Origin of the sequence: uncultured Aquimarina sp. (genome assembly GCF_947500065.1) — a bacterium.
Lineage (GTDB): Bacteria > Bacteroidota > Bacteroidia > Flavobacteriales > Flavobacteriaceae > Aquimarina.
Genome location: NZ_CANMQT010000001.1, coordinates 504,385 through 530,519 on the forward strand (window position 1 = coordinate 504,385; position 26,135 = coordinate 530,519).

The following is a 26,135-nucleotide window of genomic DNA, read 5'->3' on the forward strand; positions in this document are numbered from 1 at the left end:
ATAGTTTAATTTCTATGTTTCTTTAATAAAATCTCAGAAATTAGGTCATCAATCGCACTTTGATTATGTTTTGATTTCTGAGGTTCATTTTTTGCTTTCTTAAGTTTTTCGAAATGTGGAACCTTTCCGTTCTCAGACAATAACCTTATCGTATCCTCAAAGAAAGTATTCAATGTTGGCATTACATATCTACTTCTAAGATTATTATTTCTAAGATGAATAAACTTCTTGGCATACGCTAGAAATAATTGTGGATACTGTGCAAAAGTAATTATCGCTTCAGTAAAGTTTTTCTTCACATCTTCTGAATTTAAAGAATTTCTAAACTTCAGTTTTGTTGTATCAATATGCTTTAATGTATACAAAAGAGCGCTTTCCTTTATAAAATTACTATAATTATTGCTTGAGTAATAATAGATCTCCATACCAACATTGGTATTTATTATTAGCACTTCATCTCCTATGCTGTCTTTAAGAAAAGATTGAAAAGTATCTGCTGTTGATGAAGACATTAATAAACGCCTTTTTATATCCGTAGAACGTATATTCACAGATTTTATATCCTCTATAATATCATTAATACTCACTCAGTAATATTCAATAATTCAGAAAAATTAATCCCTTGATTTTCCGCGTGCATTTCTGCAGTCAAACCTTTATTATCTTGTGCTGTGATATCAGCACCATTTTTTATCAATAATTTTAAGATTTCTTTCTGACCAAAAGTAGCGGCAAAAATTAGCGCAGTGGCATCATTATAACTTTTAATATTTACATCAGCATTAACAGAGATCAGTAACTCTGCTATCTCATAATGTCCTTTAAAGCAAACACCCATTAATGCCGTATTTCCAGAAGCATCTTGTTCATTAATATTTGGGCCATAACTAAGAATAAGTTTGGTGATCTCTAAAAACCCATAATATGTAGAAAGCAAAAGCGGTGTAGAACCTCTTTGATCCTTTGTATTTACCAACCCTTTATCTTTATTAAGAAAGCTTCGGACAGCTTCTAAATTTTCAGATCTAATTGCATCAAAAATTGTATCCATTGAAGTAAAGTTGCACTATTTATAACTCATAAGCCATACGCTTATTATTCTTTTTGAAGATATCAAAAAAAAACCCAGCAACCTTTTAATTAGCAGAAATTTATAATTTTACAAAAAAATTACTGTTCTATCCATTTTCTAAAATCCGAAGTATTAGAGGAACTTGTCATTACTTTTTCCATTACACCCTTCAACTTTATGAGTAATCTATTTTTAAAATGACTCTCAATGGTCTCTATATACTCAATATGTATGATCTCACTTCTATTGATTCTGAAAAACTTTTTTGGATTTAGCTCATCCACTAAAACACCTATTTTCTCCATAATAGGATGTGATTTTCCATATGCATCAGTAGCCATACAAAAATCGCCAGATGCTGCAATCAAACTAATGTCAATAACATTTAACAACTGAATCCCCTTACTTCTTTTTATTACAAATCGTTTTTTGTAAGTATCCTGTCCTTCTTGTATTGCGGATTTTAATACATTGATTGTCGAATGATCTAATGAATTATAAGAACCTTTCTTAAACAAGGATTGGTACTTTTCTAAAGCTTTTATAAAGTCATCTTGTGAATAAGGTTTTAAAATATACGCTATTCCATTAGTATTAAAAGCCTGAAATAAATATTCATCGTGCGCAGAACAAAAAATTATAGGACATGATACTTTTACATTATTAAATAAATCAAATGATACGCCATCTAACAACTGAATATCTGATAATATAAAATCATATCTGTTGTTTTTAAGAAATATCTCTCCTTCAGAAACTGTACGAGACCAATCATGAGTGATTTGTTCATCAAAAAAAGCATTCAAACTGGATGTCAATTTTTGGTATGCAGGAATTTCGTCTTCTAGAATTAGAATATTCATAGCCTTAAGATTCGTTACTTAATTTAACAATAGGAATGGAAACTTTAAATTTTGATTCTGTATTAATAGTCTGCACCTCTTGATCGGATAATAATCTATATCGTGCCTTTAAATTCCTTAATCCAGTACCAAACGATTCTTCTCTGGATTGAATTTTAGTTTTAGTATTTATTACCGTTAGCCAATTCTCTTCTATACTAACTACTACCCTAATACTATTCGTTTGATCTGCTTTATTATGTTTAACAACATTTTCGAGTAATGTTTGTATTGATCCGGTAGGAATGAACTTATTTGTAAGTGATATATCTCTTTTAACCCGGAAATCGTAATCGTTACCAAATCTGGTTTCTATTAAAAAAATATAGTTCTCAGCAAAAGCAACTTCTTCAGAAAGTTCCATTACCTCAGCATCCTTAGTTCTTATCAAATAACGGTAAATAAGTGATAAGCGATTGATATACTCTTTTGCTTTGATAGCATCAGTATCAATCAAGGCATCCAATGTATTTAGGTTATTAAATAAAAAGTGAGGATCTATCTGAGACCGTAATAATTTCAACTCATTCTCCTTTTGCTGTTTTTGTACATTAAAAAACTGAGCCTGTCCTTCATAGAACTTTTTAGCAAGTAAAATACCAAATACAAAACCAGCATCATCAGATAACCTAAAAAAACTTTTGAGCATGAAATCATACCATTTTGGAAATTTACTCCAATCACCATTACCTGTCCAATATCCAACTAAATAATCTATCGCTCCAAAAAAACACATTACGATAAGGCCGTAAAACACAAACTGAACATACTTTTTTTCTTTTGCTATATAGCTCGGAATAAGCCAATACATAAAAATTAAAATCATAAGAAAAGAAAGTATCGCAGCTAACGGAAGATCCACAAGATATTCAATAAGGTCGTTGTTCTCTTTATAATAATCAAAGCAATTAAAGATAATCGTGACTGCATATACAATAACTATTACAACATAATCTGACTTATTTAGTTTAGTGTTCATACCTTAAATATTATGATTTTTTCCGATTTCTTATGCGTCGGATAATCCTTTTTACTAAAAACACTATAAAAAGAATAAGAAAAATCGAAAACATCCCTATTGTGATATACAATTTTGTATAACCTGGGTCAGCCACCATATAAAAAAACACCTCTTGCCCTAATTGCTCTCCATACTCAGAATTAGTGAATAATACGTATCCCCAATCCTTTTCTGTATCTAAAAGAAACCAACTAGTAAACCCAATGTTATTTCCTCCATGACTATATATATTGGTAAATGGCACTCTTAAATTCGCAAAACCCAACGTATACCGTACATCAAAATCATCGTATGGAACTTTAGAATGAGGTTTCAATAATTCTTCATAGCTTTTTTCCGATAACACTTCCTCATTCATAACGGCAATCATCCATTTAGAAAAATCCATAGATTCAGAGTGGATGGAAGCAGGCGCAGAAAATATACCATCTTCTTTCTTAACCCAATAGTTGTTTTCCCAATCAACCCTGTTGTTTTTTTCATCATAAGGCTCCGCTTTGTGTTTTCTTGTATAATCATTCTGAATGTAAACTGTGTGTTCTAAACCTATTTGTTTCCCTATTCTCTTCTGAAACTCTGCCTCCAACCCATCATCATCTGTGTTCAAAATATGTTTCAACACTTGAGTTAAGTACTGGTAGCCTTCTCCGGAATAGAAATAATCAGTACCAGGTTCGAATTGAATTTTCAGTTTATTATCCTTATCATCTTCTCGCCAATTTTGAAAACCCGTTTGATGGCTTAACGCCATTCTCGCTGTAATTTTTTTATAACGCTCATCATCTGCAATATCCGGGAACTCCATATATTCATATAGCGGTTTATCAAGGTCAAGAATTCCTTCCTCTACAAATGTCATTACGAAAAAGCCAAACACTGGTTTTGATATAGAAGCTCCTTCAAAAATTGTTTGTTCCGTAACAGGCAATTCTTTTTCAACATTAGCATATCCATCTGTTTTACGATATACTACTTTTCCATCATTAATTACCGCAATAGAAATCCCATTAATCTTATATTCATTCATTTTAGATTCAATAAAAGCATCTAAAGAATCCTTCGGAATATCAAAGCCTAAATAACTATCTATCGAATCATTGTTTTTAGACGCACAACTGGTAATTAAAAAACTAATTAGTACAATAATGCTAAACTGTTTCACAAACTTTGTCATAATATTATTTTAGTTTTTATTGTCAATTCTATCTTGTTCCTCTTCAGAAGCATTACTTCTCTTTTTATTTTTACTAAACTTAGATCCGAAATTATAATTCAGCTGAAGAAATACATTATGTCTTGCCCAATCATTAACAATCGTTGCATTCACATTATCATAATTGATACTTCCAAAGAATTTTCTATTCAGCACTTCCTCATATTCTAGACTAACCTTTAAACGATCGTTCATAAACTTCTTACTGACTGCAACATCTATCCCAGCTATCCATTTATATTCTATTTGTCCTTCTAATCCACCTGTTGAATAATATCCCGAAATTTCAGAATTTATTCCCCAAGGTAATTTATATTCGGCACTGGTATACCAAGTTAAACTCCATTTTGATAAATCTAATTCTGGTGTTAACCTCTCTGATTTGTATTCATTATAATTCACAATTATTCCTGTGTACCCATCTAACCCTTTTATAAAATCTAATGGTCCGAATAAACTAGCATTAAAATTATTGTTTTCTGCAAGATTGATTACAGAACGAGAAGTTTCTGCAGAAGCATCATTTTGAGTAATAATTTCGAATAAAGCATCTTTAGTTTGCCTATAACTAACACTAAAAAACGGTTGATCGTCATAAGTAAGATTAAAACGATAGCTATTAGTAAAAGCTGGTTTTAGGTTTGGGTTTCCTTCTTCAAAAGTAAATGGATCGTAATAATATACGAACGAATTTAAGGAACTATAAGACGGTCTTTGTATACGATAACTATAAGCTACATTTACACCTATTTCCTCTGTTATCCCTCTCCCTAAACTTAAACTAGGGAATAATTTGGAAATCTTTCTTGATCTTGTTTCATTCTGTGTAACTGAAGTACCCTCAGTATCACTCTCCTCCCAACGTAATCCTCCTGAAAACGACCATTTATCATACTTGGCATTAAACTTTGAATAGATTGCTAAAATACTTTCATCTATTAAAAATCGATTACTTTGATTTGTATTATTGATGAATTCACCCTGATCATTCTCCGTTAAAGCTTGTAAATCACTATCAGAATTTACCTGTGAGTATTTTGCTCCTGCACTCCAACTAAAATTATCATTCTGTGTGCGTTTATAATCTCCTTTATAAGTGAGAATTTCATAATCAGCATCCTGAAAATATCTTTGGTTATCATAAGCTACAGGGCTTTCTTCAACTTTAAATAGATTATTCTCATTTTCAAACGTATAATCAATATAATTAAAGTCTAGTGTTACTTTGTTCTTTTGATCATCATATTCGTAATATGGATTTAATGTGTATGTAATTCTATCTCGATCATAACTATTATCTGTTAGCAATGCTGTAGATGACACATCATCGATAATCGTAGTATTGTTTTTTGTGACTCGATCTGATAGCGACTGAATTCTATTTGCATTAGCACCAACAGTATTTTTATCATTTATATAATAATCAAACCCACCACTTATTCTAAAAGTCTCTGGATCGTATGGAGATATTGAAGTTTGATTATAAGTCTCATCCAATACTTCTCTGGAAATTATTAAATCTTCTCGCCAAGAAGATTTATTATAGCCAGCACTAGCTTGCCAATTGAGTTTGTTTTTATAACTAGCAACAGATGCACTAGTTCCGTATGTAAAGTCATCTACATACCCAATTGTGCTTTTTATACTTCCATGTGTTCCTAATTTTACATTCTTCTTCAAAATAATATTAATTATAGGACCTGAACCTTCAGCATCATATTCAGCTCCTGGTTGTTGTATAAGTTCCACTCTAGCTATATTGTCTGCTGGCATTTCTCTCAATAGAGACGAAACATCCATATAATCAGTTGTTTTACCATTGATCAGTATTCGTATATTTCCTTGTCCTCCATAATTTAAATTTCCGTTGGTAACAATCACTCCGGGAACCTTTTTCATTACGTCCTGTAGATTCGTATTAATCATTTCAGATTTTTCGATATCCACAATTAGTTTTTCCGCGGTCTGTCTTATTATTGGTTTCTTATAGGTAATTAACACCTCATCTAATTGCTCAGATTTTAGCTTGAAATCCATTTTTAGTTCTTTTGCTTCATTACTAAAACTAAATACTTCTGACTTTTTAGATTCAAAACCAAGCATAGAAACTTCTATTCGATATGTTCCTGTTTTAATATTTTCAAAGAAGTATTCCCCCTTTTCGCCTGTAGCCATTGCTGTAATTGCTGTATCTGTTTCATCCTCATAAAGAATAACATTAGCAAAAACTAAAGGTTCTTGGTTCTGATCGGTGACATTTCCTGTAATTGCGTTCTGTGCACTTATTGTTTTTACTATAAAGAGAAAAATGAATATTAGTATTTTTTTGAATTCCATAACTTTTCGTTTCTTGATTGATGATGGAACAAATATCGATTTACACTACCCTATTATAAAGTAGATTCTGCCCAATCGGGTCAAAAAACAGTCGAGTGTGTCTATATTAACCTTCAAGGTGAAAAACAAAAAAAAGGAGCATATAGCTCCTTTTTTTTTATGAATTCAGTATATAAATTACCCTAGTTTTTCCTTCATTCGAAGTAATTCTTGTTCGATCATTTGTAATTTGCCTTCCATACCATCTGCAAATTCCGGGATACGTTTACAAAACACATAACGCACTCGCCACATTTCTTTAATTTCAGAAATCGGATACTCATCATCCTCAATATTTTTATGATCTGCCCTCAACACAACATTATTCTTAGTAATATATAACCTTCTAAAAATTAACTTTGTATTAGTTAATGCCACTACCAAAGTCCCGTTGTTTAATTTTTTAATAACGTCTAAAGGGACTTTCTCGCCAACAACAATATCTTTAGGATAAAACCCATGATCGTGATTGGTCATTTCTAAATTCAGAACGGTATATGCTCTAAACTCTTTAGCCGGATTTACCGGTAATTGAATCGTAGGAAGTTCTTTTATAAAATTCTCCTTAGTATATAAGGATACATATTCTCCTGATGTACTTTCTGTAATACAAGGAATTAATGCAAACTGCTCACGTTTTAAATCTTGTGCATAAGTAGTAAGATCTCCCTTAAACTTCAAAAGCTCATTTACGGTTAGCTCACTGGTTAGCAACTTATCTATTTGTATGCTAAAATAATTAGCTATTTTAATAATAGTATCTATCTTAGGTTCGCTTCTACCCTCTTCATAAGCCCCTAAAGTACCGCGTTTCAGGTCGAAAAGCTCAGCAAATGCTTGCTGACTTAAACTTTTAACACTTCTAATTTTTTTAATATTTTTTCCAAAAAAAGACATTTTTGCTAATTTTATTTGCAATTATAAAAAATTGTTGTACATTTACACTAACAATATTAGCTAATATATTTAATAAATGCTAATTTTAGTAGAATTACTTTTTCAAAGTACACTGGTTTTGGGCAAAATCATCAGAATTACTAAAAATCTTAGCAAACAACTAATTCATTAACTTTAAAAACAACAACATACCCATGATAGCAGTCGCGCAATATATTGTCAATTTAGCTGTAGATATAGTAGAAAAATTATCTTACTTTTTGTAATATTGATACAGGGTCAGACAATAAAAATAAATTACTAATTATCAATCAAAAAACAGCCATCACATGCAAGATCACTTCCAACAGGTGAAAGAATATTTACTGAAACTCAATTTTAATATCATTCATGAAAATAAAGGAGATGGAATTATTATGATCAGTAAAGAAAACGAAGGGATTAAGAATCTCATTCTTGGTGTAGCATTACCAATTTTAATTATAGAACAACATATTTTCAATATCAAAAACAAAAATGAAATAGTATATCGAAGTTTACTTCAGAAAAACAGAGATATCGTTCACGGAGCGTTTGTTCTGGATGAAACTGGAGAAAAAGTAATCTTCAGAGATACGCTACAATTAGAAAACTTGGACCTGAATGAACTAGAAGGAACTCTAAATTCTTTAGGCCTATTATTGAGTGAATACTCGCAACAAATTATAAATTTTTCAAAATATTAATACTATGAACTTTTTCAAAAGACTATTTAAAATAGGTGAAGCTGAGGCAAATTCTGCCATCGATAAAATGGAGGATCCCATAAAAATGACAGAACAAGGGATTCGAGATATGAAAGTTGATCTTGAAAAAAGCCTAGAGGCATTAGCACAAGTTAAAGCACTAGCAATAAGATCCAAAAATGATACAGAAGAATTTGCTGCAAAAGCAGAAGATTATCAACAAAAAGCAATGCTAATCCTTAAAAAAGCGCAAAGTGGTGATCTTGATGCTACTGAAGCAGATAGATTAGCAAAAGAAGCGCTGATCAAAAAAGAAGAATCACTACAACAAGTAACTCGTGGGAAAGGGGAAACAGAAAAATTTGATGGTTCTGTATCTCAGTTAGAAAAAAATGTAGATGAGATCAAACAAAATATCAGCAAGTGGGAAAACGAACTAAAGACTCTGAAAGCAAGAGTAAAAGTTTCTGCTGCAACTAAAAACGTAAACAAGCAAATGGCAGAAATAGATAGTTCTAGCACAGTTTCTATGTTAGAGCGTATGAAAGACAAAGTAAATCAGGAAGAAGCATTAGCAGAAGCGTATGGGGATATCGCGAATGCATCTAAGTCTATTGATGATGAACTTGATAAAGCCGCAAATACTACAGAAACGAATGCAGAAGATGATTTAGCAAAACTAAAAGAGCAATTAGGACTAAATGACAAAAAGAAATAGAAACAACTGATAATCAGATGTTTTTAGTCTTCTCAGCAAATTATTAACAAAAAAAAACAAGAAATCATGGTAACATCTACGACAGAAACGATACCTAATAAAGAAGTAATTCAAATTTTAGGCATAGCAAGAGGAAGTACCGTGAGAGCTAGAAATATTGGTAGAGATATTTTTGCAGGACTAAAAAATATTGTTGGTGGAGAAATAGAAGAATATACGAAGCTCCAGGCACAATCCAGAGAACAAGCTTTACAGCGAATGAATCAGGATGCGCAACGATTAGGAGCTGATGCAGTTGTTAATGTTAGACTTACTACATCTATGGTAATGCAAGGAGCATCAGAAATTTTGGCATATGGGACCGCTGTAAAACTTAAATAATAGAGTTATGGAAGAACTATTCGTAATACTATTTTGGGCAGCCATCATAATAACCCTTGTTGGTCTTGCAATTAGAAGAATTATCATTTACAAAACAGAGGATTTTGAAAAAAGGGACAACTGAATAACTAGTAACTAACTAAACAACTAAGACATTGAAAGAATTATTGGACATAGCCTTTTCGCAAGTAAACATAGTATTAACAATACTTATGATTTTATTAATCTTGTATTGGTTATTTACCATGATTTCGGGGATTGATTTTGATCTAGATGTTGATGTAGATATCGATGTTGACACCGATTTAGATCTAGACATGGATGCTGATAGTAATATTGAAGGAGGAAATCTGGATTTTGAAGATATTGCAAATACCGAAGTAAATAAGGAAGATATCATTGGAAAAAGAAGAAAACCACTAAAATGGTGGCAAACTCTTTTGATTTATTTCAATTTTGTTGGGTTGCCATTTATGTTCACATTCACTTGTTGGATATTTATCTGGTGGATATGCACTACAATAACAACCAGCTTGACCAATAGCTATGACAGTGACATTGGATTCATTTTTTTCCTTGGAGGAATTATTCCATCTCTATTAATAACTAAAATTTTCACTACTCCATTTAAAAGTTTTTTTAAGAATTTAAATAAAGATGGGGATGCACCAACTGATTTACTTGGCAGAAAAGGAATCATACAATCAACTGTTTCTAAAGATAAAATGGGTTCTGCAGAAGTAGTAGCAGACGGAAACCCAATGTCGATCTATGTAAAATCATTGAATGGTGAACAAATAGATTATCATCAGGAGATTTTGATCATTAAACAATCCGAAGACAAAAACTTCTATTATGTGCAATCTTATAACGATTAAAACAAACTAGTATGCCGGAAAACTTGATTTCATTTATGGGTATTGCTATTGGTTTTATAATAATACTCATTACATTTTATTTTGTGATTTTTTTAAAATCTTATAAAAAACCAAAACAAGGACAGGCAATAGTTAGATCAGGACTTAAAGGTGTGCAAATTGGAATACATAAAGGAGTATATGCAATACCTGTTTTTCACACATTAGAATATGTGGATCTTACTATTAAGCAATTGGATATTGAACACAAAGAAAATGAGGGAATTATTTGCAAAGACTTTATAAGGGCCGATATAAAAATCAATTTTTATATGAGAGTATCGAATATCCCAAATGATATTTTACAAGTCTCGAATGTTTTTGGGTGTAAAACAACTTTTGATAAAATCAAAATAAAGGACATATTCCAGACAAAATTCTCAGAAGCTCTAAAAACCATCGCTTTTACATATGAATATGAAGAGTTACATCATAAAAAAACAGGATTTAGAAATGAAATTTTACTTCTAATAGGAACAGATCTTAATGGATATATAATTGATGATTGTGTTATTGAATATATAAAACAAACACCGATCGCATTTCTAAACCCTAATAACACATTAGATGCAAAAGGAATTAAAAAAATAAAAGAATTAACAGAAATTAGAAACTAATAAACACTAAACTATTATGACAGGCATTTTACCATTTATTGGCATCGGGATAGGCTTGATTCTATTCCTAATCATTGTATACTTTGCGATCATCGCAATGTTCTACAAAAAAATACCTCAAGGACAAGCACTTGTAAGAACTGGATTTAAAGGCACACAAGTAGCAACAGATAAAGGATTATATGTTGTTCCTGTATTTCACAGAGTAGAAATCATGGACATCTCTGTTAAGAAAATTCAAATCGAACGTTTAGGAGGTGATGGATTAGTCTGTAAAGACAATATGAGAGCTGACATTAAGGTGGCCTTTTTCGTTAGAGTAAATAGTGATATAGATTCTATTAAAAAAGTAGCACAGACTATTGGTTGTGAAAGAGCTTCAGAAGTATCAACACTAGAGGAATTATTTGAAGCTAAATTTTCGGAAGCTTTAAAAACTGTTGGAAAGAAATTTCAATTTACCGAATTATATGAGGCAAGACGTGAATTCAGAGATGAAATCGTAAATATTATAGGTACAGATCTTAATGGATACACCTTAGAAGATTGTGCTATTGACTACTTAGAACAAACACCAGTTTCGTTTTTGAAAATGGACAATATATTAGATGCAGAAGGTATCAAAAAGATCACTGAATTAACCGCTGCTCAAAATATGAAAGCTAACCTTATTAAGCGTGATGAGGAAAAAGTAATCCGTAAGCAGGATGTAGAAGCACGTGAAGCCATTTTAGAATTAGATAAGCAATTAGCAGAAAAAGAAGAGCAACAAAGACGTGAGATTTCGAATATCAAAGCCCGTGAAGAAGCGGAAATACTAAAAGTATCTGAAGAAGAAAGATTAAAATCTGAAACAGCTCGTATCTCTACGGAAGAAAAAGTAAAGGTTGCTGAAGAAAATATGCAACGCCAGATCATTGTTGCAGAAAAAAATAAGCAACGTACCGATGCTGTAGAAACAGAAAGAGTAGAAAAAGACAGAATGTTAGAAGCTACAGAACGTGAACGTATCGTTACACTAGCTCAGATAGAAAAGGAGAAAGTAGTAGAAGTTGAGAAGAAAAACATCCAAGATGTAATTCGTGATCGTGTTACTTTAGAAAAAGGTGTGGTAGAAGAGCAAGAAAACATGAAAGACATTGAAGCTTTTAAAACTGCGGATCGTGAGAAACAAGTAAAAATTACAATTGCCGAAGGAAATGCAGAAGAGGCATTAATAGCTACCATAAAAGCTGCTGAAGCTCAAAAAGAAGCAGCTAAGCAAAAAGCAGAAGAAATTAATATCGAAGCATTAGCGCATAAAGAAGCTAGCGAAAAAGAAGCGGCTGCAAGAAAAACACTGGCAGAAGCACAAGCAAAAGAAGAAGCTACCATTGGTATGTCTGAGGCTCAAGTAATGCATGCAAAAGCAGAGGCACACGAGCGTCAAGGAATTGTAGAAGCATCGATTATTGAGAAAAAAGCGAAAGCGGAAGCCGCTGGTATTTCTGCTAAAGCCGAAGCCTTAAAAGAAGAAGGATTAGCTGAGGCTGAAGTGATCAAAGAAAAAGCATTAGCTGATGCAGTTGGAATCGAAGAGAAAGCTGAAGCAATGAAGAAACTTGATGGTGTTGGTAAAGAACATGAAGAGTTTAAACTACGATTAGATAAAGAATTACAAGTAGACTTAGCACATATCAATATCCAAAAAGAAATTGCAGATGCGCAAGCTGAAGTAATTGGAGAAGCACTGAAGGCTGCTAATATTGATATTGTAGGTGGAGAAACTATGTTCTTTGATCAAATAGTTGGTCAAATTACTAAAGCTAAAGGTATTGATAGACTCGTAAAGCATTCAGATAATATTCAGGATGTAAAAGATGCAATCTTAGGTAGTGATGATGTAAAAGGAAATCTTTTAGAGAAAGTAAAAGAGTTTGCTACTAAATACGGAGTCTCTTCAGAAGATATCAAAAATCTAACGATCGCTAATATCTTGATGGATCTGAAACAGAAATCCTCTAATGAAGAAGAAAACACGTTGTTTAGCAACCTGTTTAATCTGGCTAAAGGATTAGGATTATCTGACAAAAAATTGAAATAACATTCAAAAAAGAGCTCTCCTCCTTATCAAGGAGGAGAATGAATTCCGCAAAGCGGAAGAAAGAGGAGGTAAGAAATCCACAATACTTTATGAATACAATCATAAAAACATTTTTAGACCCATAAAAGTCAATCCCTGAAAGTCTTGAACTCTCTTTGGGGTAGCGAGTGATTGACTAGATGGGATTTGTTTAACTTTTAAATACGGTTTAATATGGGATTTGGAGGAGCTCAAGGAATGATAACTTCCTTGAAAAATAATAGTAGAAGAAATAAACGAGAAGCTTTTGACGGATGGACTAGTTCTGATAAAGAAAGTAATGGAATAAAAACAGAACCTGTTTCTGAAGAAATTCTAATAGAAATAAGAAAGAAGATTCAGAAACAAAATCGAATAACTACTATCAAAACTATAGCAGTTATTGCAATTGGCATCATAACAACAGCTTGGTTGTTATTCTAAAAATCATCGAAATATAAATTATAAACTTGAAAAACGTATGAGTGCAATTTCAGGAATGAACATTTCGATGAAAAATAATAATCGAAGAGTTAAGAGAGAAGCTTTTAGTCATATCACAGGAGAATCTGACACAGAAAGTAAAGGAATTAAAGTGGAACCAGTTTCAGAAGAAGTTCTAATTAAGATTAGGCAGAAACTAAGAAAGCAAAGACAAGGATTGTTTAGACGAAGATTGATTGGTTTTGGAGTATTGATAGGTTTTATAGTAGCAATGATAGTGTATAGTACATTTTGAATTATAAACTAAGGTTTCCTCTCCCTTGAGACATCGTAGCATTGCTATGAGTGAGATGGAGCGATGGAATTAAGGTGAGGGTGTTCTCGTAAAACCCCTCATCCTAGCCTTCTCCCCAAGGAGAAGGAACTTCTGAGTTAACCAGGGATCTTTTTTGGTTTTAATTTTAATAGAAAGATTATGAATAAAAAAATTTTAGGATTAATAGCGGTATTAGTAGTAGCAATTGGGATTTTAGCATTTAATACCTATTATAAAAAAGAGGCGCTAATAAAAAATGGTGCGGTAACAACTGCGGTTATAGCAAAAATCTCAACCAATAAGATTGATAATGAATTCTCTCCAACAGTGGAGAATATTCATATTAAGTACAAGTATGTAATCAATACTAAAGAATATACGAAAACGCAAGAGATCTCAAGACATGAACATGATTTATATTTCGTTAAAACAGGGAAAATAGGTGATTCTGTTACCATAACATATGATGCTAAGAATCCCACAAATTCTAAAATTGAGAAGATTAACAAAAAATGAAAGAATCCTAAAAAAACGTGGTGGAATATCAAAAAGAATAAATCCAACATATAACCAAAAAAAACATTCAACAAGTGTCAATATTTAAAGCTTTTATATATTTGATTTTTGCGTCGATAATCTTTTTAGTTATTGATGGTTTTGTTGCAAAAAAAGAATATCATAATGGTATTATTATTGACAAGAAATATTCTAATAATACGGGGCTTTCTGGTGGAAGTTCAACCGGAGAAACCCCTTTTGCTCCGATACCCGAACAGAAAACTGACCCTAAAGGATTCTCTTTCTCAATAAGAGCAGAGTCAAATCAAACGGTTAAAGTTGTTCCAGATAATGAAATGTATTATCAGGCTTCATTAGGTGATTCCATAACATATATTAAATATAAAGGATTGTTCACAAATGTTCTGTGGAACACAGTTCCTTTCAAGATTAAAAAACAACCCACAAACGCTAATTATTTAAAGATTCAACAAGAAAAAAAAATAAATAATCTTTTAAATAAAAACGCTTTACTGTTACATTCAAAAATTAAGCAAATCTATCAGCAATCAGACAAGAATGTTTTCGAAGCTGTAGAATACGCAGATTCACTCATCCAAAATGATGAGTTCTTATCGAAACAGAATAAAATAACGAACATACAAGCTATCATAGGGGAAATTCTTTATGACAATAATCAAATAGATTTGGCTTTAGAGCGATTTCTTTTAGTAAAAAAGAATCACCCTAGACATCTAAGAAATGATGCTAATATTGCAGGTTGTTATATCAAAAAAAAGAAATACAAGGAAGCTCTGGAGCTACTTACTAATGCGTCCAAAATAAATAAAGAATATAAATGGTTAATTGGAAATTATTATGAAATAATCAAAAACAAACCAAATGCAATAATCATGTATAAAGAATTATATGATTCTGATAATAAAACATATTTTTATTGTAAAAAAAGAATAAAAGCACTTCAAAATCCTGAAACGAAAATGTACAAAGAACTAATTTATTTAAAGAGAAGAGAGCGTACTATAATGCTTAGAAATAGTCTAGGTGGATTTGAAGTGAAGAAGGTTAAATATTAAAATCTAATTATAACCTGTTATCAATTTCCTCAAAAAGGAGGGAAACCAATTTTAACTCTGACTAAAACCTAGAGTAACAACTATGGAAGAAACTAACACTAACAACATACAACTAGACGGTGGAACTTATGAAATCATCCAAAAACGTTTGCAAAAACAAAAGGGTGAACTCCAAAATCGTCTTACCCAATTAAATGATGCACGAAAAGAAGTTTTTGGTAGTGTAGAAACAAAACTAATTGCCAATAATCGTATCAACACAGAGAATAACTGTATTGCCAGAGATATTGTTACTATTGGGGATTTTTGTCTTTTTGGGTATAATGTTCATTTCGGACTAAGGACAGAGATAAAACTAGATGATGTATTCAGTATCTATACATATGCTGATGATCATTTTATAAATAAAAAATTAGACCTCATCAATGATTCGGTTTTCATTGACGACTTCACGAATCTATATAAATACTATCGTAACACCATCTTTTCTAAGTTTGCTATTGTTGGTAATTATCTACACATGGTATTTCAGCTAAGTGAAAGTGTTTCTGACATCAAAACCTTTAAATGGCTTATAAACGAAGGCACTCTTACCTATGTAGACAACCGTAGTGAACACGAGTTTAAATTTCCGAAGCAGTACGAATTCGAGTGGATTGAAGTTACACGTGATATGCATCGCTATGGAACACATCCGCATATCTCTATACTAGATAAAGTTTTTGTAGAAACTGTAGGCGGTGATCTTACCATCAAAATTGAAGATAATACCGATGATGGAAAAGGGATCTATAATGAAACGGTTGAACAGGTAGATCAAACTCTAGATGATGGTCAATATAGATATGCGAATTTAGGAAACCTAATCGCTTTAGAAATAAAACCTTTTCAGGAAGCTCCACGATATTTCGTGTATAACCATAAGGTACAAGAGGTCAAAAAAATTGAATGTATCAAAGATGCTTGTGTTCTCTTACCAGATGATCAGGGAATCATATATCCTAACGGATACTATCTGCAATCCGGAGAAGTCAAACTATTCACCAACGAGGTTTCTGATGTCAAGTTTCAGGAAAAAATCGGCTCTCCTAATGGAGAAGACTTCTTGTATGTATTTTATGAAAGTGAAAAAGGATTATACACTTTGATGTCTTATAATGTCATCGAACAAGAAGTAAAAACCCCAATTATTTGCAATGGTTTTACTATTTTGGAAGGTGGAGAACTGTGTTATTTCAAGACAGAAGATGAACAAACAAAACATCATGTTATTCAGATATGGCAGACACCTTTCTTAAAAGGAAATGAGATACCATCAGAACATACAGATACTTTATTATATAAAATAGGTAATAAAGATATCGTAAAAGCGATGGCTGAATGCCATGCCCTAATCACATTACTTAACAAAGAAGATAATTATGACGGCTTGTATGATGATCTGGCTAAATCTTCCAGTGACATTATTGACAGTTATTATTGGATAAGAGAAGAAGATACATGTCGTTTGGATGTCCCATTAGGAGAAGTTAGCAATGCAGCTAATGCAGCCATAGATGAGTTTGAAAAAGTAGTGCAACTGCGAAGAACCGCTGCCAATGTCACCAAAGAAACTAAAGAAACTGCCAAAGACATATTTAACAAGATAAAAAGTAGTTCATTTCGATCTATTGATGATTTTGTACAAGTATTATCACAACTAAGAACCTTACGCGGAGAAGTAATTGGTCTAAATGACATTAGATACATTGATAAACAATTTATCACCGATCTAGAAACTGAAATTGCTGAACAAACTGATAAAATTTCGCAACGTTGTGTACAATTCTTGCTAGATGATAAGGCACTACTACCCTATCACGCTCGAGTAGAAGAAAAACAACAAGAATTAGAAGCAATTAAAAAAGTAATCGAGGCAAAAAAACTAGAAGAAGAAGTAAATCAAATCGCTAAAGATTTGGAAATGCTTATTGACATAGTTTCTAACCTACAGATCGAGGACACTTCGCATTCTACCAAGATTATTGATAATATATCTTTGATTTTCGCAACGATTAATCAGTTAAAAGCTGGTATCAAAAATAAAATAAAGTCACTTGGTAGTAAAGAAGCTAATGCAGAATTTGCAGCACAATTAAAACTAGTAGACCAGAGCATTATCAATTACCTTGACATTGCCAATACCCCAGAAAAAACAGATGAGTTACTAAACAAGGTATCTGTTCAGCTAGAAGATTTAGAAGGTCGATTTGCTGATTTCGAAGAATTTATTACGCTTATTATAGAAAAGCGCGAGGAAGTATATAATGCTTTTGAAGCCAGAAAGAATAGTCTGATCGAGGCAAGGAATAAAAAAGCCGTTGCTCTTGAAAATGCTGCAAGTCGAATATTAAAGGGAGTTACTAAAAAGGCTTTAAGTTTTGATTCTGTCGCTGATATCAATGGATATTTTGCATCTGATCTAATGACCAATAAACTTCGGGATATCATTGTCAGTTTAATGGAACTGGATGATGCTGGTAAAGCCGAAACTATAGAGACTGCTCTAAAGGTAGCCAAAGAAGATGCTACTCGTAAGCTAAAAGATAAACAAGATTTATATGAAGATGGTGAGAATATCATCAAACTAGGAAAACATAAGTTTGGCGTAAACAAACAATCATTAGACCTTACTATTGTTTACAAAGACAATACATTACAATATCATCTTACTGGAACCGATTTCTATCAGGAAATTGAAAACGAAATATTACTAAAATCTAAAAAATACTGGGATCAAGAGCTAATTTCTGAAAACCAAGAAATATATCGTGCAGCCTATTTAGCTTATAAAATATTCAATACTAAAAAGGATGAATTAATAAATCTAGGAGAAAAAGAACTACTAGAACTTGTGAAATCCGAAAGCAGTAAAAACTATGCTGAAGGATATGTAAAAGGAGTTCACGATGTAGACGCCGCTACAATACTAAAGGTTTTAGTAAGCAAAGATCATGATCTGAGGTTATTACGACATAACTCATTATCCAGATCCTATGCACAGTACTTTTGGAATAGTTTAAATACAGAAAAGAAAACCTATTGGAATGAAACGATAAAAGCATCCGGAGAAGTTTTAGAAATTTTCTCGGATAGTACAGAATACCAAACAATACTTTCTGATCTAGCACAAGAGATTGCTACTTTCGCGGAAACGCAAAAGCTTTTTGACAAAAAATATAGTAATGCTATTAGCAATTACCTTTTTGCCGAACTGCAAACAGATGATGTATTTTGCATCAGTCAAACTGCAAATGAATTACACGATTTATTTCTTGAAGAATTAAAGAAGAAAAAAGTAATATCCAAGTTCAAAAAATCTATAGAATCAACTAATGGAAAAAACCAGAAAGACTTAATACGCCTAACATTACAATGGGTCACGGCTTTTCTAAAGACACATTATCCATCACAGATCGAATATGCGCAGGAAATTGTATGTGTTTTATTATATAAAAAAGAATCTGTTTCGGAAGTAATTCATGTAAATCCTTCACAAATCATTGAAGGATTAAAAGGGAGCCACCCTACTATCCGTGAAACTAATTTTGAATTTAATTATCATCATTTTATTACACGATTATCAGAATTTTCTAACATAGAAGTTCCTGCATACTCAGCATATCGAGAAGCAAAACATGCTGTAACCGAATCCTTAAAAGAGGATCTTAAACTCGAAGAGTTTAAACCAAGAGTTTTGTCTTCTTTTGTACGTAATAAGTTGATTGATCAGGTCTATTTACCTTTATTTGGAGATAATCTTTCTAAACAACTAGGAAGCGTTGGAGATAATAAGCGTACAGATAGAATGGGGATGCTATTGTTAATTTCTCCACCTGGATATGGTAAAACTACTTTGATGGAATATATGGCTAACCGCTTAGGGTTAGTATTTATGAAAATCAACGGCCCTGCGATTGGTCACGAAGTTACCTCTGTAGATCCAATGGCAGCCACTAATTCTGCTGCTCGGGAAGAGCTCAAAAAACTGAATCTTGCATTCGAAATGGGTAATAATGTGATGCTATATCTTGATGATATTCAGCATTGTAACCCGGAGTTTTTACAGAAATTTATTTCACTAGCAGATGGTACTCGTAAGATTGAAGGAATCTATAATGGACATCCTAAAACATATGATCTACGGAGCAAGAAATTCTGTGTGATTATGGCAGGAAATCCATATACGGAAAGTGGAGATAAGTTTCAGATTCCGGATATGTTAGCAAATAGAGCTGACATATACAATTTAGGAGATATAATTGGAGATACAGCAGATTTATTCAAACTCAGTTTAATAGAAAATGCTTTGACCTCTAACCCAGTATTACACCAGTTAAGCAGTAAATATTTTGAAGATATTTATGGATTAATTGAAATGGTAGAATCTGGTACTCAGGAAGGAATAGAACTAAAAGGAAATCACACCAAGCAAGAAATACAAGATTACCTAGCTGTGCTAGAAAAAGTAGTGACCATTCGTAATACGGTGATGCAAGTAAATGCTACATATATACAATCTGCAGCGATGGAAGATTCGTATCGTACAGAGCCTTCATTTAAGCTACAAGGATCTTATCGTGATATGAGTAAACTGGTAGGTAAAGTAGTTCCGATTATGAATGAAAAAGAATTGCAAACCCTACTCCTATCCCATTATGAAAATGAATCACAAACGTTAACCAGTGCCGCAGAAGCAAACCTTCTTAAATACAAGGAATTAACAAATACCATTGTGGACGAAGAAGTAACACGTTGGGAAACTATCAAAGAAACTTTTGTGAAAAATAATAAACTAAAAGGTTTTGGTGATAAAAATGAAATGGCACAAGTATTGGCTCAGATGATGCAGTTTAGTGAACATTTATCAGGAATTCAGGATGTATTAAAGAAGGGATTGGAGAAATAATACTATGATAAAAGTAAAAATATTCATCAGCCTAATAATTTTGTCTTTATGTGTTTTTTCTTTTAGCAGTTGTTCAAGAAAAAATAACACCACACAATTAGTTCAAAATTATTACAATCAATTAAATCAAAGTAATTATTTAGAATTATCAAAACTTATTGGGGATAGTATAACCATCAGTGAAGGAGATTACAACATGAATTATTCTAACGATGATTATTACAAACACTTTCAGTGGGATTCGGTTTTCTCTCCAAAATACGAAATATTAGAACTTAAAGAAATTGATAACAAAGTAGCAATTAAAGTTTCTAAAATATGCACTAGAATTAAATTTCTAAATGAAAGACCTATAATTTCCAAGGAAGTAATTGAAATAAAGAATCAAAAAGTTTCTAAAATAAAAAATATAGAAATGGACTCTGATTTTAAGCTTTGGAATAGTACGAAAAATGAGATGGTAACTTGGATCAAAAAAAATCATCCTGAGTTAGATGGTTTTATATACGATCAGACAAAAACCGGTGCTCAAAACTACTTAAAAGCGATGGCTTTATATAAGGAATTTAAGGATATGAATTGAAAGTATCTTTATCTAGTATAATGAATAATTTTATATTTAATATCATTCCAGATTTATTCTAGAATCAATTTTCATGAATATCCCTTCATTTTAGATCCCAGCCTGCGCTGGGATGACAAACCATATAGACAAAAGCCAACGAAAAAGCTGTCATTCCGGCGTAGGCCGGAATCCAAAATCAATATAAATGCTAAAACCGGAACATCAATATTCAGTATATACTCTTTCTAACAAGAAAAATGGAACTCTTTATATTGGAATGACAAATAACCTAAAAAGAAGGATTTTCGAGCATAAAAATAAATTGATAGAAGGGTTTTCGAAAAAATATAATTTAAATATTTTGGTTTATTTTGAAGTGTATCAGTATGTAAATGATGCTATTCTAAGAGAAAAAAGACTAAAAAACTGGAATCGGCAATGGAAAATAAACTTGATAGAAGAAGACAATCTCGATTGGAACGATTATCATTAATCGTGGATTCCGGCCTACGCCGGAATGACAAATCCTATGCTGCATATTTGATGATTCACTTTGCAACATATTCAAGGATTAGAAACTATTCGCTTTTACGCTCAAATTGAAGTTGATTTTCAATTTAAAAACAACACCAGTGGAATTATAAAACAAGATTTTCCATTATATAAATTAACATAAATAAATTACGAATAAAAGGGGTTGAAATAAGACTAAATTATTTCAACCCCTTTTGAATAATAATATTATCACTTAGAAAACAAGCACTAAGAAACTTATTTCTTTATAAATTTTAATGTGTTGCGAATTCCTTTATCACGAATTACCATAAAATACACTCCAGAAGGAATTCCAGATATGTCAATAGCATTATTTTCTGATTCTGAAATAGCTATTGAAGACATTACTTTTCTTCCTGTCACATCATAAACTGAAGCTACCCCTTTTGTTAATCCTTTTACATTGATAAGGTTCTGAGCAGGGTTAGGGTATAAACTGAATTCTTTAAGATCAAAATCATCCACAGAAAGTGCACAATCTACAAGGACTTCATCTGGTCCTGCTCCACTTGGTTTTATATATGACTGAGACAGCACAAACTTATCTATTTCTACACCATCTTCTCTCATAGAAAAAGAAATAGTATGTACTCCAGCAGAAGGAACATCAATATATATTTTTTCTGCTTCTCCACAGTGATTTGCGTCAGTTCTTTGTTTACTCTCCCAGGTCCATTGATTTTTACCTGCACACCACTGCATTCTTTGTCCTGATGAAGGCCAAGTACCATCAATTCCCACATGAATACCATTATCTTCTGATCCTGTAGAGTACAGTCGTACCCATACAAAATACCTTCCCGGAGTGGTGAATTTCACTTTATAATCCAAAATACCAACAACACCAGGTGTATTTGAAAAACTTTCTCCATTTACTAACGGATCATCGTGTGTAACTCTAGTATCAGGTAAAATCTCTAGGTATCCATCGCCGCTTGCAGACATGTGATGACTTGGGTCAGGATCTGGTGTTGGTGTAGAAACAGTTCCATCCTGGAAATACCATTTTCTCTTATCAGTTTTTGATTGACCTTTAAAATGTTCTGCTTCTACTGCTACAATTCCATTTTCTTCTAGAGCAACACAAGTATTACTTCCATCTCCATCACCTCCACCATCATCACAATCTAACTCTAAAACAAGTTTTGGAGCATTTGAACCTTCTTTTGATGAAAAAGAAACATCATTACCACCGGTTTGTCTAATCACTAAAGAAACAGTCTCTCCCGCATTAATTCCGGATAAATTCCATTCATATGATTGACCTTCGCTATATGTGGTATTTAAAGATCCTATCAAGTCACCTTCTCCTGGTTTATTACTATCAGAAAGATTACTTTCTGTCCAATTGTTTGAAGTTCCTTTATACACCTCAATAAGTCCATTACCACCATCGGTACTAACTGACATTTGTAGTTTAACTCCAGTGATAGCTTCTGATGGAGACGGCACAACAAATTTTAAGTAGGACACTCTGTTTCCACTTTCAACTCTTAATTCTGAAGAATTAAACAAGGTAGCTCCTTGCAAATATGCATCCTGAGAAACCGTTACATTCTGTGTGTTAGTGCAATCTGTACCATCAGACTCTCCTTTAATTAATGCTACCCAATCATTTGTATCTGGTGCCGATATAGTGTTCGACACTGCAATTGCATCACTTAAACTTCCCCCAGATCTTGGATTATACCATTGTATTTGCCATGTTCCCGAAGGTAAACTAATGTTTGTGGACCCTCCATCTGGAAGGTATATCGCATATACTTCTCCAGATTTAGACAATACATAATCATTAGCAGATGTTATATCATCAGAGGATACCATGTCTACCAAATATTCTTGTAAATAAGAATCAAAGAAATTTAGTGCATGACTTGCATGAGAATATTTAACATCTCTAGATCTGTGGTTTTGTGCGGTTAAATCTGTTTCTCCTGTTTGATAGCCATAATAGTATTCTACTCCCATACCTCCTGCCATAAGAGTACCCCATAATACTCTATCACGAACTAGTTTATCTTCTTTTCCGTCTTGATCAACACCTATATTTGCGCTTCCTTGCTCATCATTAGCAACAACCCATTTTTTTCCTGCATTTCTTGATTTCTCAAGCCATCTTCTTACATCATTATGAACTTTATTTTTATCCGTCTGGATAGATGCTCCTGTAAGTTCAGAATTAGTGCCTAATAAAGGATCATATCGTTGATCTTGTTGACCAGGATAAGTATGTAATACAATATGATTGTCATATGGATCCACATCTTTAATATAGGAAGCAATCGATTTTGTCACATTATCTGGTAGGGTGGTTTCTTCTGTAATATTCCAATTTAATGCAAGATGATGTCCAAAACGAGCAATTAACTCACGGTAATAAAGCTTACGCTGTCTCCCATTGGTATTATTATCCATGATATTATCATTTTCTGTTTCCAATGTTTTAAAATGTAGAAATACACCTTTTTTGTCAGCGTACTCAAAGATCTTCTCCCATTGTGCCATTTTGGATATATCAAAACGATCTTTATGTACTCCTTGATTCCATTGTTGACTATCATTATATCCGTTATAAACATTTTCTGAAACCTTTATCAAGTGAGGAAAAACATTCTCATCATCTCCGTGAAGACTTAATGTCAAGAAAGAAAAAGCATTTAACCCTTTTGAAGAAAGATAATTAACTACTCCTAAAAGCTCAGTTCCTTGACCATTCTTCCAGATATATCCACTCGCATCGCCAGCATTATAATCCTGTTGATGTGGATTCCAATTTTTTCTTCTACCTCCACGATTAGGTGTATTATCAAAATCGTCATATGCCAACGTATTTTCTGGAGCATCTGCTCCAGCTTTCACGAACCAAGGACCGTTTGGGTTCTTAGGATCTGTGCCTGAATGTCTTAAATAATGTTCACCTACGTATTGTAATTTTCCTTTGTTTTTCGATCTAAAATCACGCCCCGATTTATCAGATTCTCCTATGGTAAAAGATCCAGTATTTCCATCCATAAATCCAGCACTAGATCCTCCTCCATCAATTGCTACATCCGTTCCTGTTGTGAATTCTGCCGACCAATTCCAGACTCCTATTGTTCCTGGACTAAAATTTACTTTCCACATATTACCAGAATCACAACTGGAATCCGCAGCATCATTACAGCCTGCATAAAATCCAGGGACTATATAAGAAAGATTTCCATTGGTAAAAGTAACTTCTAATCTATAATCCGAAAAAGGATTTGGATTTGCCGTCTCTGAAGTGTTAGGTCCTTCAAATGAAAGGCTAACCTTGTGCCACCGTTGTAATTCTCCTTCTGGAGTCTGAGCTGTTGTCAGACAGGTTATCAACATCAATATTGATAAAAGTTTTAATCGAGTTAAAATGGTCATGTGTGGTTAATTTTTATTGTTTGTTTTCTTCAAATCAATCCCTAACAACTTTAATTGGTAAATCGGTAAATTCTTAAGGAAATTAAACTCAAAAAAGTGTATTTTAATCATAACGAAAAATCCTGCACGATAGTACCAACTTCTTTATCAATATATTATACGTGAGTTTTCAGAAAGTATTCGTAACTATTTTACTAGTATTTGACTTTGAACTCATGACGTTTTCACAACACAAGTTTCCTTAAATAATAGACGTATATAAGAAGTAACGTAATAATCATTTCGATATCGAGTAAAGAAAATTAACGTATGTATCAGTGGAGAACCTCAAAACTAATATTTGGTAAATCATTTAAAATTTAATATTTTTACATAAGCACTTATATAAATACTTATGAAAGATAGATTACAAGAACTTGGTGAACTAGGTTTAGGATCCAGATTAAAGCGGTTGAGTGATTTTATGATGAAAGAAATTCAATTGGTATATGACGCCGCCAATATTGATTTTGACCCATATCTCTTCCCTATTTTCAAAGTAATTATTGATCAACAATATGCAACTACAACAGAAATCCAGGAAGCATTACAATATACCCAACCAGCTATTACACAGGGACTCAAAAAACTAACCGACAAACAACTTGTTACCTACAAAACGGACCCTATAGATAAACGAAAAAAAATATTTAAACTTTCCAAAAAAGGAACGTCTTTACATAAACAAATGATTCCTCTTTGGGAAATTATGGATCAACAAGTCAAATGGCTTACAGAAGGAAGCACAACTAGTCTTATAAAACACATTAACCACTTAGAAAACCAATTAAAAGAAAAATCATTACATCAAAGAATACTAGACACCTACAACGCATAATTTATGGAAACAACAAAGAACATTACACTCATACCTTTTGACCCTAAATACGCAAAAGATTTTGCTGACCTTAACGTTGCCTGGTTAGAAAAATACTTTGTAGTAGAACCACACGATGTTGAACTTTTAGAAAGGTGTGAAGAGACAATCATTAATAAAGGTGGCCATATTTTCTTTGCAAAATCTGGCTCTACAATTGCTGGTACATTCGCATTGATCAAAATAAAAGAAGGAGTATATGAACTAGGGAAAATGGCAGTTTCACCAAAATTTCAAGGACAAAGAATAGGGCAACAGCTAATGTCTTTCTGTCTTGATTTTGCTAAAGATCAAAACTGGACAAAAGTAATTCTATATTCCAATACCATACTTGAAAACGCAATTCATATCTACAAAAAATATGGTTTTGTAGAAATTGAGCTAGAAAAAGATTCTCCATACCAACGTAGTAACATCAAAATGGAATTAATACTTTGAAAAAAGAAAAAGTCCGCAATACAAA

23 protein-coding genes are annotated in these 26,135 nt (G+C 32.5%); 15 read left to right on the top strand and 8 right to left on the bottom strand.

Annotated elements, in window-relative coordinates; genetic code table 11:
* Positions 1–5: 5 nt before the first annotated feature.
* From Q0975_RS02385 to Q0975_RS02415, 7 genes are all read right to left on the bottom strand, one after another.
* Entirely contained in the window at positions 6–512 is a 507-nt protein-coding gene (locus Q0975_RS02385; protein ID WP_299432525.1) for a hypothetical protein, read from the bottom strand.
* Positions 513–583: 71 nt separating this feature from the next.
* Entirely contained in the window at positions 584–1,051 is a 468-nt protein-coding gene (locus tag Q0975_RS02390; RefSeq protein ID WP_299432528.1) for an ankyrin repeat domain-containing protein, read from the bottom strand.
* 119 nt (positions 1,052–1,170) lie between these two features.
* On the bottom strand, positions 1,171–1,935 hold the full coding sequence (locus Q0975_RS02395; protein WP_299432532.1) for a LytTR family DNA-binding domain-containing protein: 765 nt from the start codon (positions 1,933–1,935) through the stop codon (positions 1,171–1,173).
* Between the two features lie 4 nt (positions 1,936–1,939).
* Positions 1,940–2,953 (bottom strand): histidine kinase, encoded by a 1,014-nt coding sequence (locus Q0975_RS02400; RefSeq protein WP_299432535.1) that lies wholly within the window; start codon positions 2,951–2,953, stop codon positions 1,940–1,942.
* Between the two features lie 10 nt (positions 2,954–2,963).
* Positions 2,964–4,169, bottom strand: a complete 1,206-nt coding sequence (locus Q0975_RS02405) for a serine hydrolase domain-containing protein (RefSeq protein ID WP_299432538.1) — start codon at positions 4,167–4,169, stop codon at positions 2,964–2,966.
* A gap of 9 nt (positions 4,170–4,178) precedes the next feature.
* Positions 4,179–6,545 (bottom strand): outer membrane beta-barrel protein, encoded by a 2,367-nt coding sequence (locus tag Q0975_RS02410; protein WP_299432541.1) that lies wholly within the window; start codon positions 6,543–6,545, stop codon positions 4,179–4,181.
* Positions 6,546–6,722: 177 nt separating this feature from the next.
* Positions 6,723–7,481, bottom strand: coding sequence for a helix-turn-helix domain-containing protein (locus Q0975_RS02415; protein ID WP_299432544.1), 759 nt, complete (start codon positions 7,479–7,481; stop codon positions 6,723–6,725).
* Positions 7,482–7,810: 329 nt separating this feature from the next.
* Here Q0975_RS02415 and Q0975_RS02420 point away from each other — a divergent pair, with 329 nt between their 5' ends.
* The 13 genes from Q0975_RS02420 to Q0975_RS02480 all read left to right on the top strand — a co-directional run bounded on the left by Q0975_RS02420 (position 7,811) and on the right by Q0975_RS02480 (position 21,301).
* Positions 7,811–8,206: a molecular chaperone Tir gene (locus tag Q0975_RS02420; RefSeq protein WP_299432547.1), complete on the top strand. Its 396-nt coding sequence runs from the start codon at positions 7,811–7,813 to the stop codon at positions 8,204–8,206.
* Positions 8,207–8,210: 4 nt separating this feature from the next.
* A complete protein-coding gene (locus Q0975_RS02425; protein ID WP_299432550.1) occupies positions 8,211–8,924 on the top strand; it encodes a PspA/IM30 family protein in 714 nt (237 codons plus the stop codon).
* 66 nt (positions 8,925–8,990) lie between these two features.
* Entirely contained in the window at positions 8,991–9,305 is a 315-nt protein-coding gene (locus Q0975_RS02430; protein WP_299432553.1) for a YbjQ family protein, read from the top strand.
* A gap of 212 nt (positions 9,306–9,517) precedes the next feature.
* Entirely contained in the window at positions 9,518–10,183 is a 666-nt protein-coding gene (locus Q0975_RS02435) for a hypothetical protein (protein ID WP_299434223.1), read from the top strand.
* Positions 10,184–10,194: 11 nt separating this feature from the next.
* The gene (locus tag Q0975_RS02440) at positions 10,195–10,839 is read left to right on the top strand and encodes an SPFH domain-containing protein (RefSeq protein ID WP_299432556.1); all 645 of its coding nucleotides are present in this window, start codon (positions 10,195–10,197) and stop codon (positions 10,837–10,839) included.
* Positions 10,840–10,855: 16 nt separating this feature from the next.
* A complete protein-coding gene (locus tag Q0975_RS02445; RefSeq protein WP_299432559.1) occupies positions 10,856–12,922 on the top strand; it encodes a flotillin family protein in 2,067 nt (688 codons plus the stop codon).
* 213 nt (positions 12,923–13,135) lie between these two features.
* A complete protein-coding gene (locus Q0975_RS02450; protein WP_299432562.1) occupies positions 13,136–13,384 on the top strand; it encodes a hypothetical protein in 249 nt (82 codons plus the stop codon).
* A gap of 37 nt (positions 13,385–13,421) precedes the next feature.
* A complete protein-coding gene (locus Q0975_RS02455) occupies positions 13,422–13,679 on the top strand; it encodes a hypothetical protein (protein WP_299432565.1) in 258 nt (85 codons plus the stop codon).
* 180 nt (positions 13,680–13,859) lie between these two features.
* Positions 13,860–14,216, top strand: coding sequence for a DUF3592 domain-containing protein (locus Q0975_RS02460; protein WP_299432568.1), 357 nt, complete (start codon positions 13,860–13,862; stop codon positions 14,214–14,216).
* A gap of 74 nt (positions 14,217–14,290) precedes the next feature.
* Positions 14,291–15,295 carry a hypothetical protein gene (locus Q0975_RS02465; RefSeq protein WP_299432571.1) on the top strand — a complete coding sequence of 335 codons (1,005 nt, stop codon included), beginning with the start codon at positions 14,291–14,293 and terminating at the stop codon, positions 15,293–15,295.
* 82 nt (positions 15,296–15,377) lie between these two features.
* Entirely contained in the window at positions 15,378–20,243 is a 4,866-nt protein-coding gene (locus Q0975_RS02470; RefSeq protein WP_299432574.1) for a DNA repair ATPase, read from the top strand.
* Positions 20,244–20,247: 4 nt separating this feature from the next.
* The gene (locus Q0975_RS02475; RefSeq protein WP_299432577.1) at positions 20,248–20,826 is read left to right on the top strand and encodes a hypothetical protein; all 579 of its coding nucleotides are present in this window, start codon (positions 20,248–20,250) and stop codon (positions 20,824–20,826) included.
* A 187-nt stretch (positions 20,827–21,013) separates the two neighbouring features.
* Entirely contained in the window at positions 21,014–21,301 is a 288-nt protein-coding gene (locus Q0975_RS02480) for a GIY-YIG nuclease family protein (protein ID WP_299432580.1), read from the top strand.
* Positions 21,302–21,579: 278 nt separating this feature from the next.
* Here Q0975_RS02480 and Q0975_RS02485 read toward each other — a convergent pair whose 3' ends face one another.
* Positions 21,580–24,756: a DUF5060 domain-containing protein gene (locus Q0975_RS02485; RefSeq protein ID WP_299432583.1), complete on the bottom strand. Its 3,177-nt coding sequence runs from the start codon at positions 24,754–24,756 to the stop codon at positions 21,580–21,582.
* Between the two features lie 394 nt (positions 24,757–25,150).
* Between Q0975_RS02485 and Q0975_RS02490 the strand changes: the two genes are divergently transcribed.
* Both Q0975_RS02490 and Q0975_RS02495 read left to right on the top strand, forming a co-directional pair.
* Positions 25,151–25,633, top strand: a complete 483-nt coding sequence (locus Q0975_RS02490; protein WP_299432586.1) for a winged helix DNA-binding protein — start codon at positions 25,151–25,153, stop codon at positions 25,631–25,633.
* 3 nt (positions 25,634–25,636) lie between these two features.
* A complete protein-coding gene (locus Q0975_RS02495; protein ID WP_299432589.1) occupies positions 25,637–26,110 on the top strand; it encodes a GNAT family N-acetyltransferase in 474 nt (157 codons plus the stop codon).
* The last annotated feature ends 25 nt before the right edge of the window (positions 26,111–26,135 follow it).

Bases quoted from the DNA above. Each gene is read 5' to 3' on its own strand.
- Q0975_RS02485 (WP_299432583.1), bottom strand. From the start codon at position 24,756: ATGACCATTTTAACTCGATTAAAACTTTTATCAATATTGATGTTGATA.
- Q0975_RS02415 (WP_299432544.1), bottom strand. From the start codon at position 7,481: ATGTCTTTTTTTGGAAAAAATATTAAAAAAATTAGAAGTGTTAAAAGT.
- Q0975_RS02490 (WP_299432586.1), top strand. From the start codon at position 25,151: ATGAAAGATAGATTACAAGAACTTGGTGAACTAGGTTTAGGATCCAGA.
- Q0975_RS02470 (WP_299432574.1), top strand. From the start codon at position 15,378: ATGGAAGAAACTAACACTAACAACATACAACTAGACGGTGGAACTTAT.
- Q0975_RS02420 (WP_299432547.1), top strand. From the start codon at position 7,811: ATGCAAGATCACTTCCAACAGGTGAAAGAATATTTACTGAAACTCAAT.
- Q0975_RS02410 (WP_299432541.1), bottom strand. From the start codon at position 6,545: ATGGAATTCAAAAAAATACTAATATTCATTTTTCTCTTTATAGTAAAA.
- Q0975_RS02395 (WP_299432532.1), bottom strand. From the start codon at position 1,935: ATGAATATTCTAATTCTAGAAGACGAAATTCCTGCATACCAAAAATTG.
- Q0975_RS02480 (WP_299432580.1), top strand. From the start codon at position 21,014: ATGCTAAAACCGGAACATCAATATTCAGTATATACTCTTTCTAACAAG.
- Q0975_RS02460 (WP_299432568.1), top strand. From the start codon at position 13,860: ATGAATAAAAAAATTTTAGGATTAATAGCGGTATTAGTAGTAGCAATT.
- Q0975_RS02495 (WP_299432589.1), top strand. From the start codon at position 25,637: ATGGAAACAACAAAGAACATTACACTCATACCTTTTGACCCTAAATAC.
- Q0975_RS02390 (WP_299432528.1), bottom strand. From the start codon at position 1,051: ATGGATACAATTTTTGATGCAATTAGATCTGAAAATTTAGAAGCTGTC.
- Q0975_RS02440 (WP_299432556.1), top strand. From the start codon at position 10,195: ATGCCGGAAAACTTGATTTCATTTATGGGTATTGCTATTGGTTTTATA.
- Q0975_RS02430 (WP_299432553.1), top strand. From the start codon at position 8,991: ATGGTAACATCTACGACAGAAACGATACCTAATAAAGAAGTAATTCAA.
- Q0975_RS02425 (WP_299432550.1), top strand. From the start codon at position 8,211: ATGAACTTTTTCAAAAGACTATTTAAAATAGGTGAAGCTGAGGCAAAT.
- Q0975_RS02445 (WP_299432559.1), top strand. From the start codon at position 10,856: ATGACAGGCATTTTACCATTTATTGGCATCGGGATAGGCTTGATTCTA.
- Q0975_RS02400 (WP_299432535.1), bottom strand. From the start codon at position 2,953: ATGAACACTAAACTAAATAAGTCAGATTATGTTGTAATAGTTATTGTA.
- Q0975_RS02455 (WP_299432565.1), top strand. From the start codon at position 13,422: ATGAGTGCAATTTCAGGAATGAACATTTCGATGAAAAATAATAATCGA.
- Q0975_RS02475 (WP_299432577.1), top strand. From the start codon at position 20,248: ATGATAAAAGTAAAAATATTCATCAGCCTAATAATTTTGTCTTTATGT.
- Q0975_RS02385 (WP_299432525.1), bottom strand. From the start codon at position 512: ATGTCTTCATCAACAGCAGATACTTTTCAATCTTTTCTTAAAGACAGC.
- Q0975_RS02435 (WP_299434223.1), top strand. From the start codon at position 9,518: ATGATTTTATTAATCTTGTATTGGTTATTTACCATGATTTCGGGGATT.
- Q0975_RS02405 (WP_299432538.1), bottom strand. From the start codon at position 4,169: ATGACAAAGTTTGTGAAACAGTTTAGCATTATTGTACTAATTAGTTTT.
- Q0975_RS02450 (WP_299432562.1), top strand. From the start codon at position 13,136: ATGGGATTTGGAGGAGCTCAAGGAATGATAACTTCCTTGAAAAATAAT.